We start from the raw sequence: 19,909 nt of genomic DNA, 5'->3' as shown, positions 1-19,909 counted from the left end.
CTGCTTCAAGACGGTGATATGTGACTATAAAATTCTGGAGCAGAGCTTCCCCGAGAGTCGGACCAGAGCGACCAAGCAAGGCGCCCCCCACCGGCGAGAGGCCAGGCGGGGCGAAAGACAGTGGGGGCAAGTCTGTGAGGCAGGCCGGTGGTGACCGCCTAGTTGTCCGAGGATTTTGCAGAGCCCCTGAGCTTGCCGGGCTCGCTCAAGGTCGGGCGTCTGCATGGCGGGTTGCTCGAAATTCCGGCGTGCCGCCATGGATAAAGCGGGGGGCGCAATACCTTCGAGCGATGGTCAGCCGGCCGCCCCTTCGAGCCCATTGGCTTCCTCGTCGCTGGCGTTCGGGATCCGCATTTCAAAGACCTCGGTGACGCTGGTGTAATCGTAGTAGCCCAGCCGCGCCAGCGGTCGGATGCGTGGGATGTCGAGTTTTCCCTCGTGCGTGATGAAGTTCTCGTTTATGTGGATTCGCTCCACCTGCGCGAAGACCACGTCAATGGTGCCTACGTTCGAGTTGCCGGTGAAGCGATGAGTGGAGATGTAGCGGCACTCGAAGTGCACGGGGCTCTCGGCGACCATTTGAACATTGCTGAGATCGGCGCGTCGCCGGGTGACGCCGACGCGGTCGAACTCACTCTCTCCTCGCGGCAGGGCCATGGCGCTGATATTGACTGCCTCGCGCAGGTCGTAGGTTGCCATATTCCAGACGAACCAGCCGGTCTGCTCGGCGTTAAGTACAGTGTCCTTGCGACGCCCGTCCGGGTACTGGTTCGCCGCGAACATCACCATCGGCGGGTCGAACGTTAGATTCTGCCACTGGCTGTATGGCGCCAGATTGTCGATGCCGTCAGGACTGCTACTGGAGAGCCAGCCGATGGGACGCGGTACGGTGCAGCTCTTGAACGGCGAAAAGGGGAGAGGGCTTTTTTCGTGGGACGGGTCGTACTTCATAGAGGCTCCGGATGGTGGTAGGGATACGGAAATCGATTAAGTGCTTTGGTTCGCGGACGTCGCGGTTATCACCCGTCGGATGGAGCCGGTGGAGGCGTAATAGAGGCCACCGGCGACGACGAGCCCAATCACCCAGGCGATTTCGGCGCCGCCGAGCAGATGGGCGATGGGGCCGACGTAGAGCGAACTGTTCATGAACGGGATCTGGATCAACACGCCAAGGAAGTACGCGACAAAGGCGCCCACCCTGACTCGCCCGTACTCTCCGTCCTGGACGAAGAATTGGGTGACCTTGTAGCGCTCGCGCCGCACCCAGTAATAGTCAACAAGATTGATAGCTGACCACGGAGTCATGAAGTAGAGCAGGAACAGCAGAAAGTTCATGAAATTGGACAGAAAGTTGCTGCTGGCTGCGAGGGCGATGCCTAGCGCAATCGCGGAGATGATGCCGACGAAGGCTGCGCGCTGCCGGGGACTCACACGGTCTTGGCCGGTCAGGCTGGTGACGATAGTGGTGAGCGACATGCATCCGCCGTAGGAACTCAGGGTATTGCCGGTGAGCTTGCCGCAAATCACGGCGAGCAGGACCAGCGGCCAGATCGCCCCGCCGAGGCCGGCAAGGTAGCCCACCTGGTCGTTGCTGAACGCGGCACCGCCGAGGGCAGCAGCGAGTGCGCCGAGGATCATCGCGACGGAGCCCCCAAGCACACTGCCGAGGAACGTCCAGCCGATGGTCGCTTGCTTCGGGGTCTCCGCGGGCAGGTAGCGGGAGTAGTCGGCGATATAGGGTCCGAAAGTGAGCTGCCAGGAGGCCGAGATTGAGATGCCGAGCGCGAACGGTGCGGCCGCAAAGCCGTGGGTCGCGATAGCGGTGGGCATATTGCCGTCCGCGATGATTCGGACCAGCAGGATGGCAAACGCGACACCGCTTAGGACTGCGGCTACCCGTGAGAACCGGTGGATGTACCGGTAGCCGACGATGGCCAGGACGGTCGACATCAGTGCGAACACGACGGCGCCGGCCTGGGTGGGGATGTGGAATAGGGCACTCATGGCTTGGCCGCCCAATACCAGCCCGGTGGCGTAGAAGCCGACGTAGATCATCAGGGCCAGCACCAGCGGCAGGATTGCCCCGTAGTAGCCGAACTGGGCCCGGCTCTGGATCATCTGCGGTACGCCGAGCTTCGGCCCCTGGGCTGAGTGCAGGGACGTGAAGAAGCCGCCGACTGCGTTGCCGAGCACGATGGCGGGGATGGACCACAACGCGCTGTTGCCCAAGATTACGAACAGCGCCCCAGTCACCACGGCAGTGATAGACGTATTGGCGGCGAACCATACGAAGAAGAGGCTGCGCGGTGACCCGTGCCGTTCTTCTGCAGGAATGAAGTCAATCGAGCGCCGTTCGATGGTGGCGGTCTTCGTCATGGGGACCTCCAAGTTGTTGATGGAGTGGCCAGTATGCTACCGATATATCGGATGGATAATGGATGTATACCCTATTGGTCGGCGTTGAGCTATGCTTCACCTTTCATACCCACACTAGCGGCGGTAGGAGCGTGATGATGAACCAAGGCAAGGCCGGACAGGCCTACCATGAGATTGAGAAGTTGATCGTGTCCGAGGAGTTGGCGCCAGGCACTTTGGTGTCTGAGGCCGTGCTCATGGAGAAGACGGGACTCGGTCGCACCCCAATCCGCGAAGCCCTCCAGCAGTTGGCCCGAAACCGCATGGTTGAGATCCACCCCAGCCGTGGGGTACTCATTCCGCCGGCCTCAGTGGAGGCACAACTCCGCATGCTTGAGGTGCGGCGTGTTCTTGAGGTGCTCGCCGTGCGTCTGGCCTGCCACGACGCCTCCGCGGCCGACCGGGCGCGCATGGACGCCATGGTGCGTCGTCTATCGGGGGATCCAGTATCGTTGGCCGAGTACGCCGAAACGCTCAAGGATACGCACCAGATGGTCGCAACAGCCGGCCACAACGAGTACCTTGCTGACGCCATGGCCCCTCTCCAGGGCCTCTCGCGCCGGTTCTGGCTGGCCAACGTGCGCGACGAGCAGGACGAGATTAGAAATGGCACGGCGCATCATCTCGCGATTCTGCGCGCGATCCTCGCCAGCGATCCGCAGGCCGCCGAGCAAGCTTCCCTCACCCTGAACGATTACCTTATCGATTTCGCCTACAAAACGATTCGCCGCCCGTCCAGATCCTCGTAGGGGGCGTTTCCCAGTGGCCCCAGGCAATTGCTCTGATGGATTGCGCGGTCAACCGGGCGCATGGCGGCAATCGCCCGAAGCCGATCTGGCGCGAACGACTTATCATGCTTAGGAAGTTGCCGTCGATGTGCTGGTAGCGGCGGGTTTGGGGCGATAGCTGCCGGTCAGTTGGTGGCTGCGACCGCTCTCATCAGACGAAAACCCTGCCCTCTGATGTCTAGTTAGAGGGGCGAGAGCATCAGCTTGAGGCAGGCACGTGCGTGAAAATCCGCCAGATCCTGCGAGTAACTTGCACAGATAATGCGCCTGGTCGGGGCCAGCCCCAACAGCCACGCCGTCAGGCTGACGCTCGCGCAGTGAGACTTCAGGCTGCGCGGCGGCAGCATGATGACCTGGCGCGTCGCCTTGCCCAGCGCAAACGCGGTCAGCCGAGCGGCGAGTACGTCGATATGCCAGTTGTGCAGGTACGGCGTGCCAGGGTTGAGTTCGACAAACGCCGCGGCAAGGAAGCTGGCGAAGTCAGATCGCATCAGCCGGGCCATATCGAGCGCTGAGAGGCGAGGCGGGGAGAGCGTCATGGTGTGTCCTCTGCTTCGGCATCATGGTTGAGTCCGGAGAGCCGGGCAAACAACGCCTTGGTGGCGGCAGAGGATGGCGCGTTTGGTTCGCCGCCGGCGTACGCCGTTTTCGACTACAGTGACTTCCTCGTTCAGGGCAAGATGGAGCTTGGTCGCGAGGTTGCGCCGCCCCTTGGGACGGCCCTTGGGATTGCCCGACTCGCCCTTGTGGAACTGGTTAGCCTTCGGCGGCTTGGCCTCGATGCTGAAGTCCAGATCGACGGCCGCGAGCTCCTGCAACTGCTCGGCGAGGAGTCGGTCATCCCAGTCGGCGAGCTCGGTCAGGCGGTTGTCGGCGATCTGGAAGGCGCGGGCTTGCTCGGGTGTCAGGTGCTCCAGACGGAGGGTGGGTACTTGCTTGAGTCCCAATTCCCGAGCGGCCAGGAGGCGGGTGTGGCCGGCCAGGACGCGATCGTCGGCGTCGATCAGGATCGGCAAGTTGAAGCCGAAGGCTTTGATGCTCTGCGTTCGGTGTCTGAGCTGACGCGGGTTGTGCATCCGCGCGTTGCGGGGATCGGGGCGCAGGGCCTCGGCCGACCGATAGGTGATATCAAGGGGACGTGGCTTGGCGTTGCCGGTCTTTGCGTACAGTGGTTGCTATGTGTCGCTCCAGGTGAAGCGTCCGGTCCATTCCGGATCACCTGGCCATTACATCGCGGTCTCCCGCCCCCAGGCGGACAGATCATTTCAGGAAATTCGAGCGAATCGTCGCGAGGATTCTTCGGAGCGTGCGGGGATCGGGGCAGGGCTTCGTTGGGTCTTTTTGCAGGTCAGCGAGCACCGCGGAGACCAACTTCCGGGGAACGGTGCCTCGATCGAGCTGCTCTTGAAACAGGCGCTCAATTTCGCCGTGCTGGATTGTCCTCATGTCCACCGTCAGGCATGGAAGCCCCTTCAGTTGGTAGATCAAGCCTCGACGCAGTTGTTACGAGACGTCGCACTGCGTGAGTACCCGTTTTGGCTTTCTGCCGGGCTTATTTTGCGGAATCGGTTTCGGCACACCCAAGTAAATCGGGCGTTTGAGGAGTTCGACGACCTCTGCCCGAGTGAGCATCGGTCTGCCTCTGGCGCGAATTGTTTTGATCTGCAGGGCGGCGGCGTCCAGCTCCAAATTCTCGCTCATGGTTCCTCCATCTTGGAGCTTGGGTTATGGGGACTATGCCCAGCCTGCGTCTTGAATTATTGCGGTACGTTCGCGATCAACCGGTGCGCGCCACGGGGTTCGCTCACCAGCCTACTCTTGTGTCATGGATTCTGCCGTCGCTACTGCGACGTCTCCGCAACCTCGAGTAGAGCCCAACCGCTCGAATGCTGCCTTCGTATGAGTAGGTGAACTACCTCCTGGTAGTTCAAGATTTTGGCCGCATCCCCTCGACACTAACACCTAGCTTAATGCGTGGCGGCCGGCGCTTAGTCCGACATTAGGAGATTCGCAGTGGCATCAAAGTGCTTGGCCAGCAGATCGCAGGCGAGGTCAGCGTCGCGTGCTAATACGGCCTGAATGATGTTGTCATGCTCCTTGACGACGTCACGTTCGGTCGCGTGCTCACTGCGAATGGATTGATGGCGGTAGCGCGCGGTCTGGATTCGCAGGGTTGAGGCGAACTGCTTTAGCCACCGGGAGCGCGAGCCCGACAGCAGAGTCTCGTGAAATTGGTCATGGGCCCGTTCCCATGCGGGATTCATGGCTGAGGGATCGCTAGGTAGCGTGATTGGAACACACGTCAACTGGTGATAAGCCGCGAGCACCGCGCCTTCCCACGCCACACCGCCGAATGTCATCGCATCGCGCAGCGCGTCGGTTTCAAGGCGCTGACGCACGCGCGTGATGTCCGCGAGATCCTCTTTCGAAATCGCCGTGACGCGAAAACCGCGTTGGTCCTCCGCGTCGACAAAACCGCTCATGGCAAGGCGCGAGAGAGCCTCACGCACTGGTATCGGGCCAGCCCGATACCGATCGCTTAACTCCCGCACCTTTAACTTCGAGCCGGGACGCAGTACCCCCTTCACTATGTCGCGCAAGATCGACTCGGCCAGTGTCGAGGCCATTGTTCTTGCGCCGCCGTTTGCTTCGCTGATCTGTTCGTCGCCCATCTCGGTCGGCTCCTCGTGTTTACGGTTGATTATATATATTCCTAGGGTTAACAACTAAAACAAAAAATACATATGTTTTTATTTTTTGTATATATTTACTCGAACGCGGCAACATGTCGTGCAAAACTTCGAAATCCGTTGGCAGGAGTCATCATGCAATACGTTCATTTTTCACCCGACGGCCAACAGCGGCTGCTCGGTCTGTTGAGTGGAGCTACGATCCACTCGCTAGGGGCCATCCGCCTCGAAGATCTGCTGGCCGCCGGCGTGGACCTGACGGCATTCGCCAAGGCTCATCGGGCGACCGGCAACGAGTATGCCGCTGAGGCCGTCACCTACCTGCCCCCGCTTACACGCCCGGGCAAGATCATCTGCGTCGGCCTAAATTACGCCGATCACACCGGCGAAAGCCCCTACGAGCAACCTACTTACCCGACCATCTTTCCCCGCTTCAATTCCAGCCTGATGGGGCACGGCGCGCCGATGATTCGGCCGCGCGTGTCGGACTCGCTCGACTTCGAGGGCGAACTGGCGGTCATACTGGGCAGCGGCGGCCGCCACATTCCGAAGGCGCGCGCGCTTGAGTGTGTCGCCGGCTATTCCATCTTCAACGACGGTTCCGTGCGCGAGTATCAGTTCAAGTCGCCGCAATGGACGATCGGCAAGAACTTCGATGGCACCGGCGCATTTGGTCCGACGCTGGTCACGCCCGACTCGCTGCCGCCGGGCGGTGTGGGACTGCATCTCGAGACCCGCCTGAATGGGCGCGTGGTCCAGTCGGCCAACACGAGCGACATGATCTACGACGTCGCTACGCTGATCTCCATTCTGAGCGAGGCGGTAACGCTCGAGCCCGGCGACGTCATCGTGACCGGCACACCGGCCGGCATTGGCTGGGCCCGCGAGCCGAAGCTCATCATGCGCCATGGGGACGTCTGCGAAGTCGCCATCGAGGGACTCGGCGTGCTGCGCAACCTGGTACAGGACGAAGCCGCCTGAGCGGCGCACAGAAACGAAACGGAGGAGACATGAAACAGATTCGAGTGCCTGTACTGGTTGTCGGTGCCGGTCCAGCAGGACTGACGACAGCCGCGTTGCTTGCCAAGTATGGCGTCGACGTACTCGCCATCACGCGCTATCCCGGCACGGCCAACTCGCCGCGAGCGCATATCACGAACCAGCGCGCCGTCGAAGTATTTCGCGACCTGGGCATCGAGGAGCGCGTAATGAGCGTGGCGACGCCCGTGGCACAGATGCGCAACAATGTATGGGCCACGAGCTTCGCTGGTCCTGAGCTTGCGCGACTGCAGGCGTGGGGCACGGGCGAACGGCGCGCGGCTGACTATGCGCTGGCGAGCCCCTCCCACATGTGCAATGCGCCGCAGCACCTGCTCGAACCGGTCATCCTGACCGCAGCGCGCGAATTCGGGGCGCGCCTGCTGTTCAATACCGAACTCGTGTCGATCCGACAAACCGACGACGCAGTGCATGCGCAGGTCGTCGACCGCATAACGGGCGAGGAAACCGAAATCGTGGCCGACTATGCTGTCGGCGCAGACGGCGCGCAAAGCCGTGTCGTCACTGACATCGGCTTCGATCTCGAAGGCGAGATGGGGCTCGGTTGCGCGGTCAATTGCTGGCTCGAGGTGGACCTAACGAAGTATTGCGAACACCGGCCTGGCGTTCTGTATTGGATCGCACAGCCGGGCAGCGACTACTGGGTCGGCAGCGGCACCTTCATCTGCGTGCGGCCATGGAACGAGTGGGTCATGCTGTTCATGTACAACCCGCAGGCGGGCGAGCCGGATCTCAGCGACGAGGCAGTCATTGCGAGAGCGCGCGCGACCATTGGCGATCCGGACGTCGCGATCAAGGTCAAGTCGGTGTCGAAGTGGACTATCAACAAGATGTTCGCGCGCCAGATGGTCAAGGGCCGGGTGGCGATCGCCGGCGATGCCGCACACCGGCATCCGCCCGCCAACGGGCTCGGTTCGAACACCTCGGTGCAGGATGCCTTCAACCTCGCGTGGAAGCTCGCGATGATCGTCAAGGGGCAGGCCTCGCCAGCGCTGCTGCAGAGTTACTCGGACGAGCGCCAGCCCGTCGCGCGCCAGATCGTGGAGCGTGCCATGAAGTCGGTGGTCGACATGCATCCCATTTCAGATGCGCTGGGTTTCCGCGAGGGGCAGAGCGTGCGCGAGGGGCAGGCGTCGCTCGACGAACTGTTCGCTGATACCGAGCAGGGGCGTCGCAGGCGCCAGGCGCTGGCCGAAGCCGTGGAGTTGCAGCATTATCAATTCAACTGCCATGGCGTGGAGCTTGGACAGCGCTACGCGTCGGCGGCCGTTATCAAGGACGGGTTGCCGCAGCCCACACCGCTGGCTGAACCGGAACTGTATTACCAGCCGACCACCACGCCGGGCGCATGCTTGCCGCATGCTTGGCTCGAGCATGATGGTGCGGCCGTGTCTACGCTCGATCTCGTCGGTCGGGGTGCCTTCACTGTCCTGACCGGGCCCGGCGGGCAGGCATGGCTCGACGCGGCACGCCGTGTCGGCGAAGACTTCGGCATTGATCTGCGTGTGGCGCTGATAGGCTATGGCGGCGATGCACTCGACACGTACGGACGTTGGCGCGAGTTGCGCGAGATTGAGGAAGACGGTTGCCTGCTGGTCCGCCCGGACCGCTTCGTCGCGTATCGGTCGATGACACTGGCCGCCGATCCTGAGGCGGCGCTGCGGCAAGTGCTTGCTGACATTCTTGGCAAGGCACCGGCCGATGCCCACGAGGCGGCGCGCTCACCGTCTATGTTAATTGCGTGATCGGGAGGGAGGCGAAGCCATGTTCAACAATGCGAATGCATCGTCGCCGGCAAGCACCGGCGTCCACTCAATCGACCACTATGCGTTAGAGGTTCCTAGCCTGGAACTAGCCGAGACGTTTCATGCAGCGTTCGGCCTCGACGTGACGCACGAAGCCGGCGGCTTGGCCGTGCGGACGACTGGGGGGGCGCACGTATGGGCGCGGATGTTGCCCGGATCACGCAAGCGGTTGGCTTACCTGTCGTTCAGCGCCTTTGCCGATGACATTGATGTGCTGCGCGCGCAGATCAAAGCGGTTGGCGGTCGTGAAACATCATCCTTACCTACCGCGGTGGGAGGGGGCGTCAGCGGCGCCGGCTTCTGGTTCCACGATCCTGACGGGAACCTTATTCAGGTAAAGGCTGCTGCACGGGTCTCGCCGAGCCACAGGTCATCGGCGGCGCCGTCCGCGCGTCGCGCGTTGCGGGGCGTAGCCGATCACGCGTCGGTGCTGAGCGTGCGGCCACAGCGTCTTTCGCATGTGCTGTTGTTCACTCCTGATATTGACCGCGCCATCGCGTTTTATCGGGACGGGCTTGGTTTGCGTTACTCCGACGGCTCCGCGGGCATAGTCGCGTTCTTGCATGGGCGCCACGGCAGCGACCATCACATGGTGGCGTTCGTGCAGTCAAGCGCAAAGGGCTGGCATCACGCCGCTTGGGACGTCCCTTCCGTGGACGACGTCGGACTCGGCAAGATGCAGATGCAAGCGGCTGGATATGCGCAAGGCTGGGGTGTGGGGCGGCACGTGCTGGGCTCTAACTATTTCCACTACGTGCGCGATCCGTGGGGATCGTTCTGCGAGTATTCGGCGGATATCGACTACGTGCCGCCAGGCCAGGCGTGGCCCGCGGGCGACCATCCGCCGGAGGATGCCCTCTACCTCTGGGGGCCGGACGTGCCGCCGTATTTCATCGTCAATACCGAGGCGGAGACGGGCTGAGATGGACGGCGCGCACGCGCGCGCTGCGGTGCCGCCCCGCGACGCGGGGACATCACAGCACGCCAGGGGGCGCGGCGGTATTCCCGAGGCTGTCCTGCAGTTCGAAACGCATCCTGTAGGAAAACCGGTTCTCCGGGTGCAAGCTCACGGTCACCTCGACGATTTCGTCGCCGCGGTAATACGTGCGAACGATGCGCATGCCGGGGGCGTCGTTGGCGACCTTCAGCGCGTGCGCCGCTTCGCCAGTAAGGCTGGCGGCGGAAAGCTCCTGCTCGACGTGCGTGATGCGGATGCCGTAGGCCGCTTCGATGAGCTTGTAGATGGGCGTGTGGAGCTGCTCGCCAACAACGCCAAAGGCGGCGTATGGCTTGCGCACGTAGATGTCCGCGTACGTGATCGGCTCGCCCGCGGCGCCCGCCGAACGTATCCCGCGAATGCGCAGCCATTGTCCGGACAACGGGCTCGGCAATACCGCCTTCAAGGCGTCGCTGGTGTCCTCGAAGCGCTTGTCGAGTACGTCGAACGTCGTGCCCTTCGCATACTGTGCCAGGTCGCCGAGATCGCGCATGGTCTGCGTGTAATGGCTGGCCGGGCGGTCCGAAATAACGCGCGTGCCAATGCCTTGTTGGCGAGAGACGATGCCGGTGCGCTCGAGAACGCCGGCAACTTCGCGCAAGGCATAGCGACTCAGGCCCAACTGCTCGCACAGCACTTGCTCGGACGGCAGCAGCGAGCCGACGGGCCACTCGCCGGCCTGTATCCGCGCCGTGATGCGCCCGGCCATCGCCACGTGTTTCGGGTTGTCTTCTTTGGTCAAGCGGCTTCTCCCTGAGGGATCCAGTCATTCGAATGATAGCCGGAACTGGAGCTGTACGGGTTTTCATTGATATTCGAACGTTCGAATGTTTAATAAAGTTTAGGCATCGAAAGTGGTGTTCGATGCCATTCCCTCGGGATGGGACGTCGCAACACGCAATCCAGGAGAAGACAGCGCATGTACCCGATCGACTTCCTGTGGCGCGCCGCGGAACGGTTTCCGAACCGCACGGCCATCGTCAGCCCGGAAGGCAACCTGAGTTTTGCCGATCTCGCCCGCCGCGTGCTTGAGCGCGCCACGGCCCTCACTGCCATCGACCCCGGCCCGGGCACGCGTGTCTGCGTGGGCGCTGCCAATACCGTCGACCATCTGGTGGCGATCCTGTCCATCCTGGCCGCCGGCAAGGTCTGGATTCCGCTCAATCCGCGCAACGGCGACCCCGAGCTGCACCGCATCGTCGAGTTTTCCGAGCCGTCGCTGGTGCTGGCTGACGTCGACATGGCCGCCCGTCTGGGGGGCGTCAGCGCGCCTGTGCGCACGCTCGACGAACTGGCGCACGGCGGGCTTGGAGGTGCCAGCGCGGCCCACGCCGTGGCGATAGGGCCCAATGCGAGCGGTGGCGTGAGCGTCAACGCACCTCAGGCGATCAAATTCACCGGCGGCACCACCGGCGTTCCCAAGGGAGTGATGCAGCCCTTGCGCGCCTGGAACGCCAATATCGTTACGCAGATCCACGAACTTGGTCTCACGCCCGAGGATCGCTATCTTGTCGCGGCGCCGATCACGCACGGCACGTCGACGTACATGCTGCCGCTGCTGGCCGTCGGTGGCGCGCTGGTCTTCCCCGAGCAGGCCAAGCCGGCCGCGCTGCTCGACGCCGCCGCGCACCATCGCGTCACACTGTTCTTCGTGCCGCCCACGCTGGTGCTCGCGCTGGTCGACGAGCAGCGCAGTGCGCCGCGCGATCTGTCTGCGCTGCGCTATCTCGTCTATGGCGGCGCACCCATGCGGCCCGAGCAGATTCGCGGCGCGCAAGCGGTGTTCGGTCAGGTGCTGTGCACCTCGTTCGGCCAGACGGAGGCGCCGCAGATCATCACGTTCCTGCGGCCCGAGGCGATGGTGGGGGAACTGCTCGCCTCGATCGGCAAGCCGACGCTGCTCACGCGCGTGGCGATCGTCGACAAGGACGGTAACCCGCTGCCGGCCGGCGAAGCGGGAGAAATCGCGGTGCGCGGCGATCTCGTCATGACCGGCTATTTCAAAGCCGAGGCGGAAACGCGCAAGACGCTTGTGAACGGCTGGTTGCGCACCGGCGACGCGGGCGTGTTCGACGAGCGCGGCTATCTGTTCCTGCGCGACCGGATCCGCGACGTGATCATCACCGGCGGGTTTAACGTCTACCCGAGCGACGTCGAGGTCGTGCTCTCTGCGCATCCGGCCATCGCCGACTGCTCGGTGGTGGGCGTGCCCGACGACAAGTGGGGCGAGGCGGTCCACGCCGCGATCCAGGTGCGGCCCGGAATGCACGTGGACGTTGAGGCCCTGATTGCCGAAGTCAAGCGCGAGCTGGGCTCGGTCAAGACGCCCAAGCAGGTGCATCTGTTCGACGTGCTGCCGCGCAGCGCCGTGGGCAAGGTTCTCAAGCCCGCGATTCGCGAAGCCATCCTCACCGACAGGAGCCGCTCATGACTACGACGTTGCACACTCACGTGCCGCGCTCGAAGCTGTGTCGCTACAACGAGAAGGCCGTCTGGTACGGCGACGAGGACCTCGTCGGCGATCTGCTCGGCAAGACGGGCTTCGTGGACGTCTTCATGAAGCAGACGTTCGGCGTGGCGCCGAGCGTCACGCAGCGCCGCGTCATCGAAGCTGTACTCGTGACGCTGATGGAACACGGCATGACGCCGAGTGCGATTGCCGCGCGCATGATCTACGCGAGTTCGCCAGAAAACCTGCAGGCCGGCGTGGCGGCCGGGCTGCTCGCCGTGGCGAGCCGCTTCGTCGGAACCATGGAGCCGGCCGCCGAATTGCTCGAAGCGATCGTCACGGCAGGCGGCGACAGGGAGGACGAGACGCTGTCCCGGGAGTACGCTCGCCGGATCGCGCAGGACTTCCGCCAGCGTCGGGTGGCGGTGCCAGGCTTCGGGCATCACCTGCATCGCCCGGACGACCCTCGCGCGGCGGCACTGCTGGCGCTGGCACGCGAATGCGACACCAACGGCCGCCGCTGCCGGGCCCTGGCACTGCTGTCCGCCGAGATCGACGCGGTGGTCGGGCGCCACATCACCATCAACGCAACCGGCGCCATCGCTGCGGTGCTCGGCGACATCGGTATCCCGGCGCCGCTCATGCGCGGCTTTGCGGTGCTGGGACGCGCGGCGGGGCTCATCGCCCACATTGCCGAGGAACAGCGTGATCCGTCGGGGCGCTTCATATGGGATCTCGTGGACGGTGCCATGTCAGAGCATGCCGAACCCGTTGACGAACCTGCTGGCCGTCGTGGCGCACCGGTGCCGACACCGTAGCCGGTCCGCGCGCCCACAATCACGCATTCACGTATTCACGCATCAAAGGAGACAATCATGCGAGCAGCTACCCCCATCATCCAGCGCCACCATCACATCACGCTGTGCGTCGGCACGGCGCAGCAGGACTACGACTTCCACACCAAGGTGCTCTCGCTCAAGAGCGTCAAGAAAACTTTGATCTACGACGGCGTGGCGCCTTTCTACCATCTCTACTACGGCAACGACCTAGGCGAGGAAAGCACGCTGATCACCTGCTTCCCGGTTGCGCACTTCGGCCGCAAGGGACATGGCGGCGCCGGCCAGATCGGTAACCTCGCACTGTCGGTGCCGGTCTCGGCGATCCCGTTCTGGGAGCGCCGTCTGGCCGGCTGCGGCTTCGAGGTCAAGCGCTCCGAACGCTTCGGCGAATCGGTGCTTACGTTCGCGCATCCCTGCGGCATCGAATACGAACTCATCGGCATCGCCGATGACGACCGCAAGCCATTCTCGAACGGCGAAGTGCCGGCCGAGTTCGCGATCCGCGGGCTCCATACCATTGCCGTCAACGTCCATGAAATGGAACCGTCACAGGAATTCATGCATGACGGCTGGTCCGCGCGTGAGGTCGCCCGCGACGGCCGGTATGTGCGATTCGCGTTCGGGGAGGGCGGTTCGGGAAAGTTCGTTGACTATGCGCTGACGCGCGAGATGGCGCAGGGCACCTGGACCTACGGCGAGGGCACCATTCATCACTGCGCGTTTCAGGTCGCCGACCACGGCGTGCAGGATCGCGTCAAGGCGAATCTGGAAGGGATGGGCTTTACGGACACGTCCGAGCGCAAGGATCGCGGCTATTTCGAATCGATCTACGTGCGCACGCCGAGCGGTGCGATGTTCGAGGCGACCGTCTCCAAGCCCGAAGGCTTCTTGATCGACGAGGCATACGAGCAACTGGGCGGTAAGGTGCAGATCGCGCCGCAGTTCGAGAGCCAGCGCACGGAGATCCTGGCGTCGCTCGAAGCACTGAAGTATTGAGGCCGTCATGTCGAACGGGAATCCCCACTTGCAGGCGCCCGTGCGCGTGTTCGGCGCGCCGCCGGGCGAGGCGTCGCTTGCCGTGATCCTCGTGCATGGGCGTGCCCAGTCGCCCGACTGGGTGCACGACATGATCGTGCGTCGCATGGCGCTGCCCGGGATGGCCTGGTGTGCACCGGCCGCCGCCGACGGTAGTTGGTATCCGGCGCGCTTTCTCGAACCGGTTGACGCCAACGAGCCGCGCCTGTCCCAGGCGCTAGCGTGCCTCGACGCGTTGACCGAATCGCTGTGCGCGCAAGGATTCCCTTACGAATCGCAGGTGCTGATGGGCTTTTCGCAGGGGGCCTGCCTGTGCAGTGAGTATGTCTGGCGCCGGCAGCGCCGCTATCGCGCGCTGGTGGCCTTCACGGGCGCGCTGATCGGTCCGCCCGGCGCGGCGCGCGATATGACGCATCAGACGTTGGCGGGCATGCCGGTGCTGCTGTCCACCTGGGATGACGATCCCTACGTACCGCAAGACAGCGTGCGCGAGGCGGCGCGGTGGTTCGACGCGGCCGGCGCGCAGGTCACCTTGCGTATTGCCGCGGGAACCGAACACGGCATTCGCGCCGAGGAAATCAAGTGGGCGCGCGCGTTGCTGCTTGACACGTGCGCCGGGTCGGGCGCGGCTCATCCGTGACGCGGGCAGGGGACTAATCATGCAATCGTTCATCCATGAAACCCATAATGCCCGCGTCGTGTTCGGCGCCGGTAGCCGCCACAACCTGACGGCCGAACTTGACGCGCTCGGCATCCGGCGCGCCTTGATCCTCACCACGCCCGAGCAGGAAAGCCTGGGTCGCGCGATCGGCGCGACGCTTGGCACGCGCTGTGCCGGCGTCTACGCCAAGGCCGTCATGCACGTGCCGGCGGACGTGGCGCGCGCAGCGCTCGCGTATGCACGAGAGGTGGACGCCCAGGGGTGCGTGGCCGTTGGCGGCGGATCGACCATCGGCCTGGCCAAGGCGATCGCCCTCGAATCGGTCATGCCGATTGTGGCGCTGCCGACCACCTACGCCGGATCCGAAATGACGCCGCTGTATGGCCTCACCGAAGCGGGCATCAAGAAGACGGGGCGGGACTGGCGCGTGCTGCCGCGCTGTGTGGTGTACGACCCGGAGTTGACTGTGTCGCTGCCGGTCGGGCTTTCGATGACCAGCGGACTTAACGCCGTGGCGCATGCGGCCGAAGCCCTGTACGGCCACAACGCGAGTCCTGTGCACGCGCTGATGGCCGAGGCCGGCATCGCCGCGCTGGCCGGCGCGTTGCCGCGCTTGCGGACGCACGCCGACGACATCGACGCGCGCACTGGGGCGCTATACGGTTCATGGCTTTGCGGCACGGTGCTCGGCGCGGTCCAGATGGGTTTGCATCACAAGCTGTGCCACACGCTTGGCGGCAGTTTCAACTTGCCGCATGCCGAGGTGCACACGGTGATCCTGCCCCACGCACTGGCCTACAACGCCGCAGTGGCGCCGCAGGCGATGTCGCGCATCGCGCGGGCACTCGGCAGCGAGGGCGCCGTGGCCGGGCTCGAGGCGCTCGTGGCCGCGCTGCAGGTCCCGCGTTCGCTGCGCGAGCTGGGCATGCCTGCGGACGGCCTGGAGCTGGCCGCGGACCTGGTCGTCGAGACGCCTTATCCGAATCCGCGGCCAATCGACCGCACGCCCGTACGCGAGCTGCTGCAGCGAGCGTATGACGGCGCTGCGGCGCTTTGATGCGACATCGCTCCCATGATCATTGACCCTCACGAGGTGCGTGCCCAATGTTGATCGAACACCGAACCTACACCCTGCGACCCGGCGCCACCGAACGGTTCTGGGCGACGCAGCAGGCGCGCGGCGAGCACGCGCTGCGCCCGCTCCTCGAGCGTCTGATCGGTGCCTTCGCGGCGCGCTCCGGTGCAAGCGACCAGATCACGAGCCTGTACCGTTACGACAGCTTCGACGACTGGCATACGCGCCTGTTCGGTGTTTACGGCAATGAATTGCTGCAGCCTTATTTCCGCGCCGTCAGGCCTTTGATCGTTCAGCAGGAGAGCCAGTTCCTCGTTCCCGCGCCGTTGCCCGAGCTCACGCCTTTGTGGGGCAACGGCCGCGATGCGTTGCCCGGCGCGGACGCGCCGCTCGGCAGGCGGCGCAAGCCTGAGGTGGTAGAGCAAACCACGTTGACCTTTACGCCGGGCGGCGTACCGGCGTGCTGGGAGGCTGTCGGCCGATTCGAGCTGCATGACGATGCGGCCGTCATGACGGGGCTGCTTGGCGCGTTCGGCAGCATTGCCGGTGCATTGAACCAGATACGGATCTATCGATGCCTGCCCGATGCCGCCGCTTGGGCGGCGCACCGGACGGCATTAGGCGGTTCACCGCGCTGGCGGTCCTTCCTCGAGGCGCTGGCACCGTTCGCCATCCGCTGCGATTACCAATGGCTCGCGCCTTCGCCGGTGCCAGACATGTCGCCGCTGTTCGCGCCGGATTGAGCGCAGGCCGGCCACCATCGCCGACGAAACTCAACGCAAACCGGTAATACAAACCTGATACTCATAGACGGAGACAACTCATGCCTGGCCCCCACGACAGGACCGTGCGAAACGTCCTTTTCATCATGGCGGATCAACTGCGGCGGGACTATTTGTCCTGCTACGGGCATCCGACCCTGCACACGCCTCACCTCGATGCGCTCGCCAAGCGTGGCGTTCGGTTCGACCGGGCGTACGTCCAGGGTCCCGTGTGCGGCCCGTCCCGAATGTCTTACTACACGGGCCGGTACGTAACGAGCCACGGCGCGATATGGAATTTCGTGCCCGTATCGGTACGTGAGCAGGGGCTCGGCGATTACCTGCGCCCGCACGGCATCCGCACGGCGGTGGCAGGCAAGACGCACATGGAGCCGGACGTCGCCGGCATGGCCCGGCTCGGCATCGAGCGCACCAGCGAGCAGGGTGTGCTGGCCGAGCAACTGGGCTTCGAGCCGTTCGACCGTGACGATGGCGTCTGGCCGCCGGGCTTCGTCAGCGAGCACAACCAATACACGGCTTTCCTCAAGAAACACGGCTACGTCAGCGACAATCCGTGGCACGACTTCGCCAACTCTGCCGCGAGCCCTAACGGGGAGGTGCTCTCAGGATGGGAGATGCGTTACGCGAACCTGCCCGCGCGCGTCAAGGCCGAGCATTCCGAGACGCCGTACATGACCGATCGGGCCATTGACTTCATCCGCGAGCAGGGCGAGTCACCCTGGTGCCTGCATTTGTCGTACATCAAGCCCCACTGGCCCTACGTCGCGCCCGCGCCTTACCACGACATGTACAAGGCCGAAGACGTATTGCCCGTCAAGCAGCATTCGGCCGAGCGCGGCGACGATGCACACCCGGTGATGCAGGGATTCCAGCGCTTTGCGGGGGCCGAGAATTTCTCGCAGGAAGCCGTCCGCAAGCACGTGATCCCCGTGTACATGGGACTGGTCAAGCAGCTCGACGATGAGATCGGACGCCTGATGGCCCATCTCGAGCAGGCGGGCCGGCTCGAGGACACGATGATCGTTTTTTGCAGCGACCACGGGGACTACCTCGGCGACCACTATCTCGCGGAGAAGGAGCTGTTCCACGACACTGTCGCGCGCGTACCGCTAATCGTCTATGACCCGAGCCGCGAAGCCGACATCACGCGCGGGCGCGTGGAATCACGCCTGGTCGAGTCGATCGACGTCGTACCGACGATCCTGACGGCCCTGGGTGTCATGCCGCAGGAGCACATCCTCGAGGGCCGCTCGCTGCAACCGCTGCTTCACGGCGAGGCCATCGCCGATTGGCGCGACGCGGTCTTCAGCGAGATGAACTACGCCTTCCGTGATTTCGTGCGCCTGCCGATCCAGCAGCCGATCGAGCGGTGCCACGGCTATATGGTCAGCGACGAACGCTGGAAATGCGTGTTCTTCGACGATCTGCGCCCGCAGCTCTTCGACCTTGAGAACGACCCCGACGAGTTTCACGACCTCGGTGCCGATCCGACCTACGCGGTCGTACGCGAGCGCGCGCGCGAGCGCCTGTTCGAGTGGCTGCGCCACCGCAAGATCCATCCGACGGTCAGCTATCCGCGCATGGCGGCCTGGACACGCAAGGAGCAGGAGGCCGGCATCCACATCTGCGCCTGGTAGCGGGACGAGACGGTACATCCCGGGCTGCGCCCGCAGCCCGTTCAACGACAAAAAATCACCGAAGGAGACATCATGAAGGCGCGCACATGGCTAAGCGGTGCATTGTTCGCACTGCTCCTGTATGGCAGTCTGGGCTTGTTGCCGGCAGGGGCCGCACCGGCAACGACGACGGCCACGACCACATTGGTCATCAACACCTACCTGCCACCCAAATACCCGCTGAACAGCCACGTCCTCAAGGCGTGGGCTGATGACGTCGCACGTGTCACCGAAGGGCGGGTCAGGATCCTGATCCCGCCGGCCAGCCTAGCGGCGCCGCAACAACTATGGGAAGCGGTCACAGGTGGCGTGGTAGACGGTGCCTATGTATTCAACGGCAACTTTTATCGACAACTGCCGCTGATGCAGATCGCGCACCTGCCGCTGGGCTCCACCACGGCGCGCGGCATGTCGGTCGCGCTGTGGCGCACGTACCAGCGCTATTTCAAGAGCGCCAATGAATACCGGGACGTTGAGTTGCTGGCGCTCTTCGCCTTCCCCGGGGGGCAATTGTACGGCCTGAAGCATCCCCTCAACTCGCTTGCCGATCTCCAGGGCAATAAGGTCTGGGCGCTGCCCGGTGTGGCCGCGCAGGTCATGGAGGCCGCGGGCGCCGGCGTGATGTCGACCCCGGCGGCGAAGATCAGCGAGATCGTGGCCAGCGGCATGGTCGACGGCTTCGCCGGCATTCCCGAGATGGATGCGGGGGCGCTGAAAGTCATCCGGTACGCCAGGTACGAGACCGTGGTGCCGGGAGCGCTCACGTCGCCGAGCTTCTCATTGATATTAAACAAGAAGAAGTGGCAATCCATTTCGCCTCAGGATCGCGCCGCGATTATGAAGGTATCGGGTGAAGCGTTTGCCCAGCGCCTGGCGATATTCGACCAGATCAACGCCGGTGCGCGAAAGAAAGCGGCGGCCGATGGGCTGCGCGTGAGCGAGGCGTCTCCGCAGTTCGTCGAGGCGTTGAAGCAACTGGCCGTGCCGCTGGAGACGGCATGGCTGGGGCGCGCCGCGCGGGCAAACGTCGACGGTGCGGCAGCGCTGGCCTTCTATCGTGAGGAAGCCGGGAGGACCGATCAATGAGTGCGGAGATCAATATGCTGGAAACCCCTGCCACGCCGATGCCGGTGCGCATCAAATGGGTCGCCTGGGCCGAAGGCGTGCTGCAGGGCATCGTGGCCATCGCCATCCTGTTCATCATGGTGCTGACGTTCACCGACGTAGTCATGCGCTACTTGGTGTCGTCGCCGATTAAGGGCAGCGCGGAAATGGTGCAGTTCGCCATGGCCTTGCTGATCTTCGCGGCCTTTCCGCTTGTGACCTACCACGAGAAGCACATCACTGTGAGCCTGCTGCACGGCAGGTTGCACGGGACGAGCGGTTGGGTGCATCGGCTGATCATCCTAGCGATCGACACCGCAACCTGTTTCGCCATCGCGTGGCAATTGGCGGAGGAGGGGGCGTACCTGGGCAACAGCGGCATGTCGACCATGGTGCTGGGTTGGTACCTCGGGCCGCTCGCCTATGCAATGAGCGCCTTGTCGGCGGTAGCCGGCATGGCGGCACTGGTTCTTGTCGTCGGGCACTGCCGCAAGGCTGGCCGTGGCGCTGAGGAGAAATCGGCATGACAATCGC

Annotated in this window: 21 protein-coding genes; 13 read left to right on the top strand and 8 right to left on the bottom strand. The window is 63.9% G+C overall.

Annotation, left to right across the window (positions count from 1 at the left end; all coding sequences use genetic code 11):
• Positions 1–294 precede the first annotated feature (294 nt).
• Positions 295–951 (bottom strand): flavin reductase family protein, encoded by a 657-nt coding sequence (locus tag PEP31012_RS00705; protein WP_150587456.1) that lies wholly within the window; start codon positions 949–951, stop codon positions 295–297.
• A 36-nt stretch (positions 952–987) separates the two neighbouring features.
• Positions 988–2,376: a purine-cytosine permease family protein gene (locus tag PEP31012_RS00700; RefSeq protein WP_150587455.1), complete on the bottom strand. Its 1,389-nt coding sequence runs from the start codon at positions 2,374–2,376 to the stop codon at positions 988–990.
• A gap of 137 nt (positions 2,377–2,513) precedes the next feature.
• Between PEP31012_RS00700 and PEP31012_RS00695 the strand changes: the two genes are divergently transcribed.
• Complete coding sequence (locus PEP31012_RS00695; protein ID WP_246171085.1) at positions 2,514–3,164, top strand: GntR family transcriptional regulator; 651 nt, start codon at positions 2,514–2,516, stop codon at positions 3,162–3,164.
• A gap of 221 nt (positions 3,165–3,385) precedes the next feature.
• Here the strand turns inward: PEP31012_RS00695 and PEP31012_RS00690 are convergent, their stop codons facing one another.
• From PEP31012_RS00690 to PEP31012_RS00670, 5 genes are all read right to left on the bottom strand, one after another.
• On the bottom strand, positions 3,386–3,742 hold the full coding sequence (locus tag PEP31012_RS00690; RefSeq protein WP_150587453.1) for a hypothetical protein: 357 nt from the start codon (positions 3,740–3,742) through the stop codon (positions 3,386–3,388).
• Positions 3,743–3,763: 21 nt separating this feature from the next.
• Positions 3,764–4,279, bottom strand: a complete 516-nt coding sequence (locus PEP31012_RS00685; RefSeq protein ID WP_150587452.1) for a DUF5681 domain-containing protein — start codon at positions 4,277–4,279, stop codon at positions 3,764–3,766.
• 184 nt (positions 4,280–4,463) lie between these two features.
• Positions 4,464–4,691 (bottom strand): hypothetical protein, encoded by a 228-nt coding sequence (locus tag PEP31012_RS00680; protein ID WP_150587451.1) that lies wholly within the window; start codon positions 4,689–4,691, stop codon positions 4,464–4,466.
• A 15-nt stretch (positions 4,692–4,706) separates the two neighbouring features.
• Entirely contained in the window at positions 4,707–4,904 is a 198-nt protein-coding gene (locus PEP31012_RS00675) for a hypothetical protein (RefSeq protein WP_150587450.1), read from the bottom strand.
• Between the two features lie 287 nt (positions 4,905–5,191).
• Positions 5,192–5,875 (bottom strand): GntR family transcriptional regulator, encoded by a 684-nt coding sequence (locus tag PEP31012_RS00670; protein ID WP_150587449.1) that lies wholly within the window; start codon positions 5,873–5,875, stop codon positions 5,192–5,194.
• Positions 5,876–6,028: 153 nt separating this feature from the next.
• Between PEP31012_RS00670 and PEP31012_RS00665 the strand changes: the two genes are divergently transcribed.
• From PEP31012_RS00665 to PEP31012_RS00655, 3 genes are read left to right on the top strand one after another with little or no spacing between them, the layout of a single operon-like run.
• On the top strand, positions 6,029–6,874 hold the full coding sequence (locus tag PEP31012_RS00665) for a fumarylacetoacetate hydrolase family protein (RefSeq protein ID WP_150587448.1): 846 nt from the start codon (positions 6,029–6,031) through the stop codon (positions 6,872–6,874).
• Positions 6,875–6,903: 29 nt separating this feature from the next.
• On the top strand, positions 6,904–8,697 hold the full coding sequence (locus tag PEP31012_RS00660; RefSeq protein ID WP_150587447.1) for an FAD-dependent monooxygenase: 1,794 nt from the start codon (positions 6,904–6,906) through the stop codon (positions 8,695–8,697).
• Between the two features lie 19 nt (positions 8,698–8,716).
• Positions 8,717–9,679 carry a VOC family protein gene (locus PEP31012_RS00655; protein WP_150587446.1) on the top strand — a complete coding sequence of 321 codons (963 nt, stop codon included), beginning with the start codon at positions 8,717–8,719 and terminating at the stop codon, positions 9,677–9,679.
• A 52-nt stretch (positions 9,680–9,731) separates the two neighbouring features.
• Here PEP31012_RS00655 and PEP31012_RS00650 read toward each other — a convergent pair whose 3' ends face one another.
• Positions 9,732–10,496, bottom strand: a complete 765-nt coding sequence (locus PEP31012_RS00650) for a GntR family transcriptional regulator (RefSeq protein WP_150587445.1) — start codon at positions 10,494–10,496, stop codon at positions 9,732–9,734.
• Between the two features lie 177 nt (positions 10,497–10,673).
• Here PEP31012_RS00650 and PEP31012_RS00645 point away from each other — a divergent pair, with 177 nt between their 5' ends.
• The 9 genes from PEP31012_RS00645 to PEP31012_RS00605 all read left to right on the top strand — a co-directional run bounded on the left by PEP31012_RS00645 (position 10,674) and on the right by PEP31012_RS00605 (position 19,902).
• A complete protein-coding gene (locus PEP31012_RS00645) occupies positions 10,674–12,185 on the top strand; it encodes a class I adenylate-forming enzyme family protein (protein WP_150587444.1) in 1,512 nt (503 codons plus the stop codon).
• The gene (locus PEP31012_RS00640) at positions 12,182–13,021 is read left to right on the top strand and encodes a citryl-CoA lyase (RefSeq protein ID WP_150587443.1); all 840 of its coding nucleotides are present in this window, start codon (positions 12,182–12,184) and stop codon (positions 13,019–13,021) included. The genes PEP31012_RS00645 and PEP31012_RS00640 overlap by 4 nt, the downstream gene beginning before the upstream one ends.
• A gap of 57 nt (positions 13,022–13,078) precedes the next feature.
• Positions 13,079–14,038 (top strand): VOC family protein, encoded by a 960-nt coding sequence (locus PEP31012_RS00635; protein WP_150587442.1) that lies wholly within the window; start codon positions 13,079–13,081, stop codon positions 14,036–14,038.
• Between the two features lie 7 nt (positions 14,039–14,045).
• Positions 14,046–14,717: an alpha/beta hydrolase gene (locus tag PEP31012_RS00630; protein WP_150587441.1), complete on the top strand. Its 672-nt coding sequence runs from the start codon at positions 14,046–14,048 to the stop codon at positions 14,715–14,717.
• A gap of 19 nt (positions 14,718–14,736) precedes the next feature.
• Positions 14,737–15,795, top strand: a complete 1,059-nt coding sequence (locus PEP31012_RS00625) for a maleylacetate reductase (RefSeq protein ID WP_150587440.1) — start codon at positions 14,737–14,739, stop codon at positions 15,793–15,795.
• Positions 15,796–15,842: 47 nt separating this feature from the next.
• On the top strand, positions 15,843–16,556 hold the full coding sequence (locus PEP31012_RS00620; protein WP_150587439.1) for an NIPSNAP family protein: 714 nt from the start codon (positions 15,843–15,845) through the stop codon (positions 16,554–16,556).
• Between the two features lie 80 nt (positions 16,557–16,636).
• A complete protein-coding gene (locus tag PEP31012_RS00615) occupies positions 16,637–18,232 on the top strand; it encodes an alkaline phosphatase family protein (protein WP_150587438.1) in 1,596 nt (531 codons plus the stop codon).
• Positions 18,233–18,415: 183 nt separating this feature from the next.
• Positions 18,416–19,357, top strand: a complete 942-nt coding sequence (gene dctP / locus PEP31012_RS00610) for a TRAP transporter substrate-binding protein DctP (protein ID WP_174978063.1) — start codon at positions 18,416–18,418, stop codon at positions 19,355–19,357.
• Positions 19,354–19,902, top strand: a complete 549-nt coding sequence (locus PEP31012_RS00605; protein ID WP_150587436.1) for a TRAP transporter small permease — start codon at positions 19,354–19,356, stop codon at positions 19,900–19,902. The genes dctP and PEP31012_RS00605 overlap by 4 nt, the downstream gene beginning before the upstream one ends.
• The last annotated feature ends 7 nt before the right edge of the window (positions 19,903–19,909 follow it).

It is taken from the genome of Pandoraea eparura, from assembly GCF_902459725.1.
Lineage (GTDB): Bacteria > Pseudomonadota > Gammaproteobacteria > Burkholderiales > Burkholderiaceae > Pandoraea > Pandoraea eparura.
The sequence above is the reverse complement of the archived record's forward strand: the minus strand, read 5'-3'. Positions and strand labels throughout refer to the sequence as shown.

Bases quoted from the DNA above. Each gene is read 5' to 3' on its own strand.
- PEP31012_RS00705 (WP_150587456.1), bottom strand. From the start codon at position 951: ATGAAGTACGACCCGTCCCACGAAAAAAGCCCTCTCCCCTTTTCGCCG.
- PEP31012_RS00700 (WP_150587455.1), bottom strand. From the start codon at position 2,376: ATGACGAAGACCGCCACCATCGAACGGCGCTCGATTGACTTCATTCCT.
- PEP31012_RS00695 (WP_246171085.1), top strand. From the start codon at position 2,514: ATGAACCAAGGCAAGGCCGGACAGGCCTACCATGAGATTGAGAAGTTG.
- PEP31012_RS00690 (WP_150587453.1), bottom strand. From the start codon at position 3,742: ATGACGCTCTCCCCGCCTCGCCTCTCAGCGCTCGATATGGCCCGGCTG.
- PEP31012_RS00685 (WP_150587452.1), bottom strand. From the start codon at position 4,279: ATGCACAACCCGCGTCAGCTCAGACACCGAACGCAGAGCATCAAAGCC.
- PEP31012_RS00675 (WP_150587450.1), bottom strand. From the start codon at position 4,904: ATGAGCGAGAATTTGGAGCTGGACGCCGCCGCCCTGCAGATCAAAACA.
- PEP31012_RS00670 (WP_150587449.1), bottom strand. From the start codon at position 5,875: ATGGGCGACGAACAGATCAGCGAAGCAAACGGCGGCGCAAGAACAATG.
- PEP31012_RS00665 (WP_150587448.1), top strand. From the start codon at position 6,029: ATGCAATACGTTCATTTTTCACCCGACGGCCAACAGCGGCTGCTCGGT.
- PEP31012_RS00660 (WP_150587447.1), top strand. From the start codon at position 6,904: ATGAAACAGATTCGAGTGCCTGTACTGGTTGTCGGTGCCGGTCCAGCA.
- PEP31012_RS00655 (WP_150587446.1), top strand. From the start codon at position 8,717: ATGTTCAACAATGCGAATGCATCGTCGCCGGCAAGCACCGGCGTCCAC.
- PEP31012_RS00645 (WP_150587444.1), top strand. From the start codon at position 10,674: ATGTACCCGATCGACTTCCTGTGGCGCGCCGCGGAACGGTTTCCGAAC.
- PEP31012_RS00640 (WP_150587443.1), top strand. From the start codon at position 12,182: ATGACTACGACGTTGCACACTCACGTGCCGCGCTCGAAGCTGTGTCGC.
- PEP31012_RS00635 (WP_150587442.1), top strand. From the start codon at position 13,079: ATGCGAGCAGCTACCCCCATCATCCAGCGCCACCATCACATCACGCTG.
- PEP31012_RS00630 (WP_150587441.1), top strand. From the start codon at position 14,046: ATGTCGAACGGGAATCCCCACTTGCAGGCGCCCGTGCGCGTGTTCGGC.
- PEP31012_RS00625 (WP_150587440.1), top strand. From the start codon at position 14,737: ATGCAATCGTTCATCCATGAAACCCATAATGCCCGCGTCGTGTTCGGC.
- PEP31012_RS00620 (WP_150587439.1), top strand. From the start codon at position 15,843: ATGTTGATCGAACACCGAACCTACACCCTGCGACCCGGCGCCACCGAA.
- PEP31012_RS00615 (WP_150587438.1), top strand. From the start codon at position 16,637: ATGCCTGGCCCCCACGACAGGACCGTGCGAAACGTCCTTTTCATCATG.
- PEP31012_RS00605 (WP_150587436.1), top strand. From the start codon at position 19,354: ATGAGTGCGGAGATCAATATGCTGGAAACCCCTGCCACGCCGATGCCG.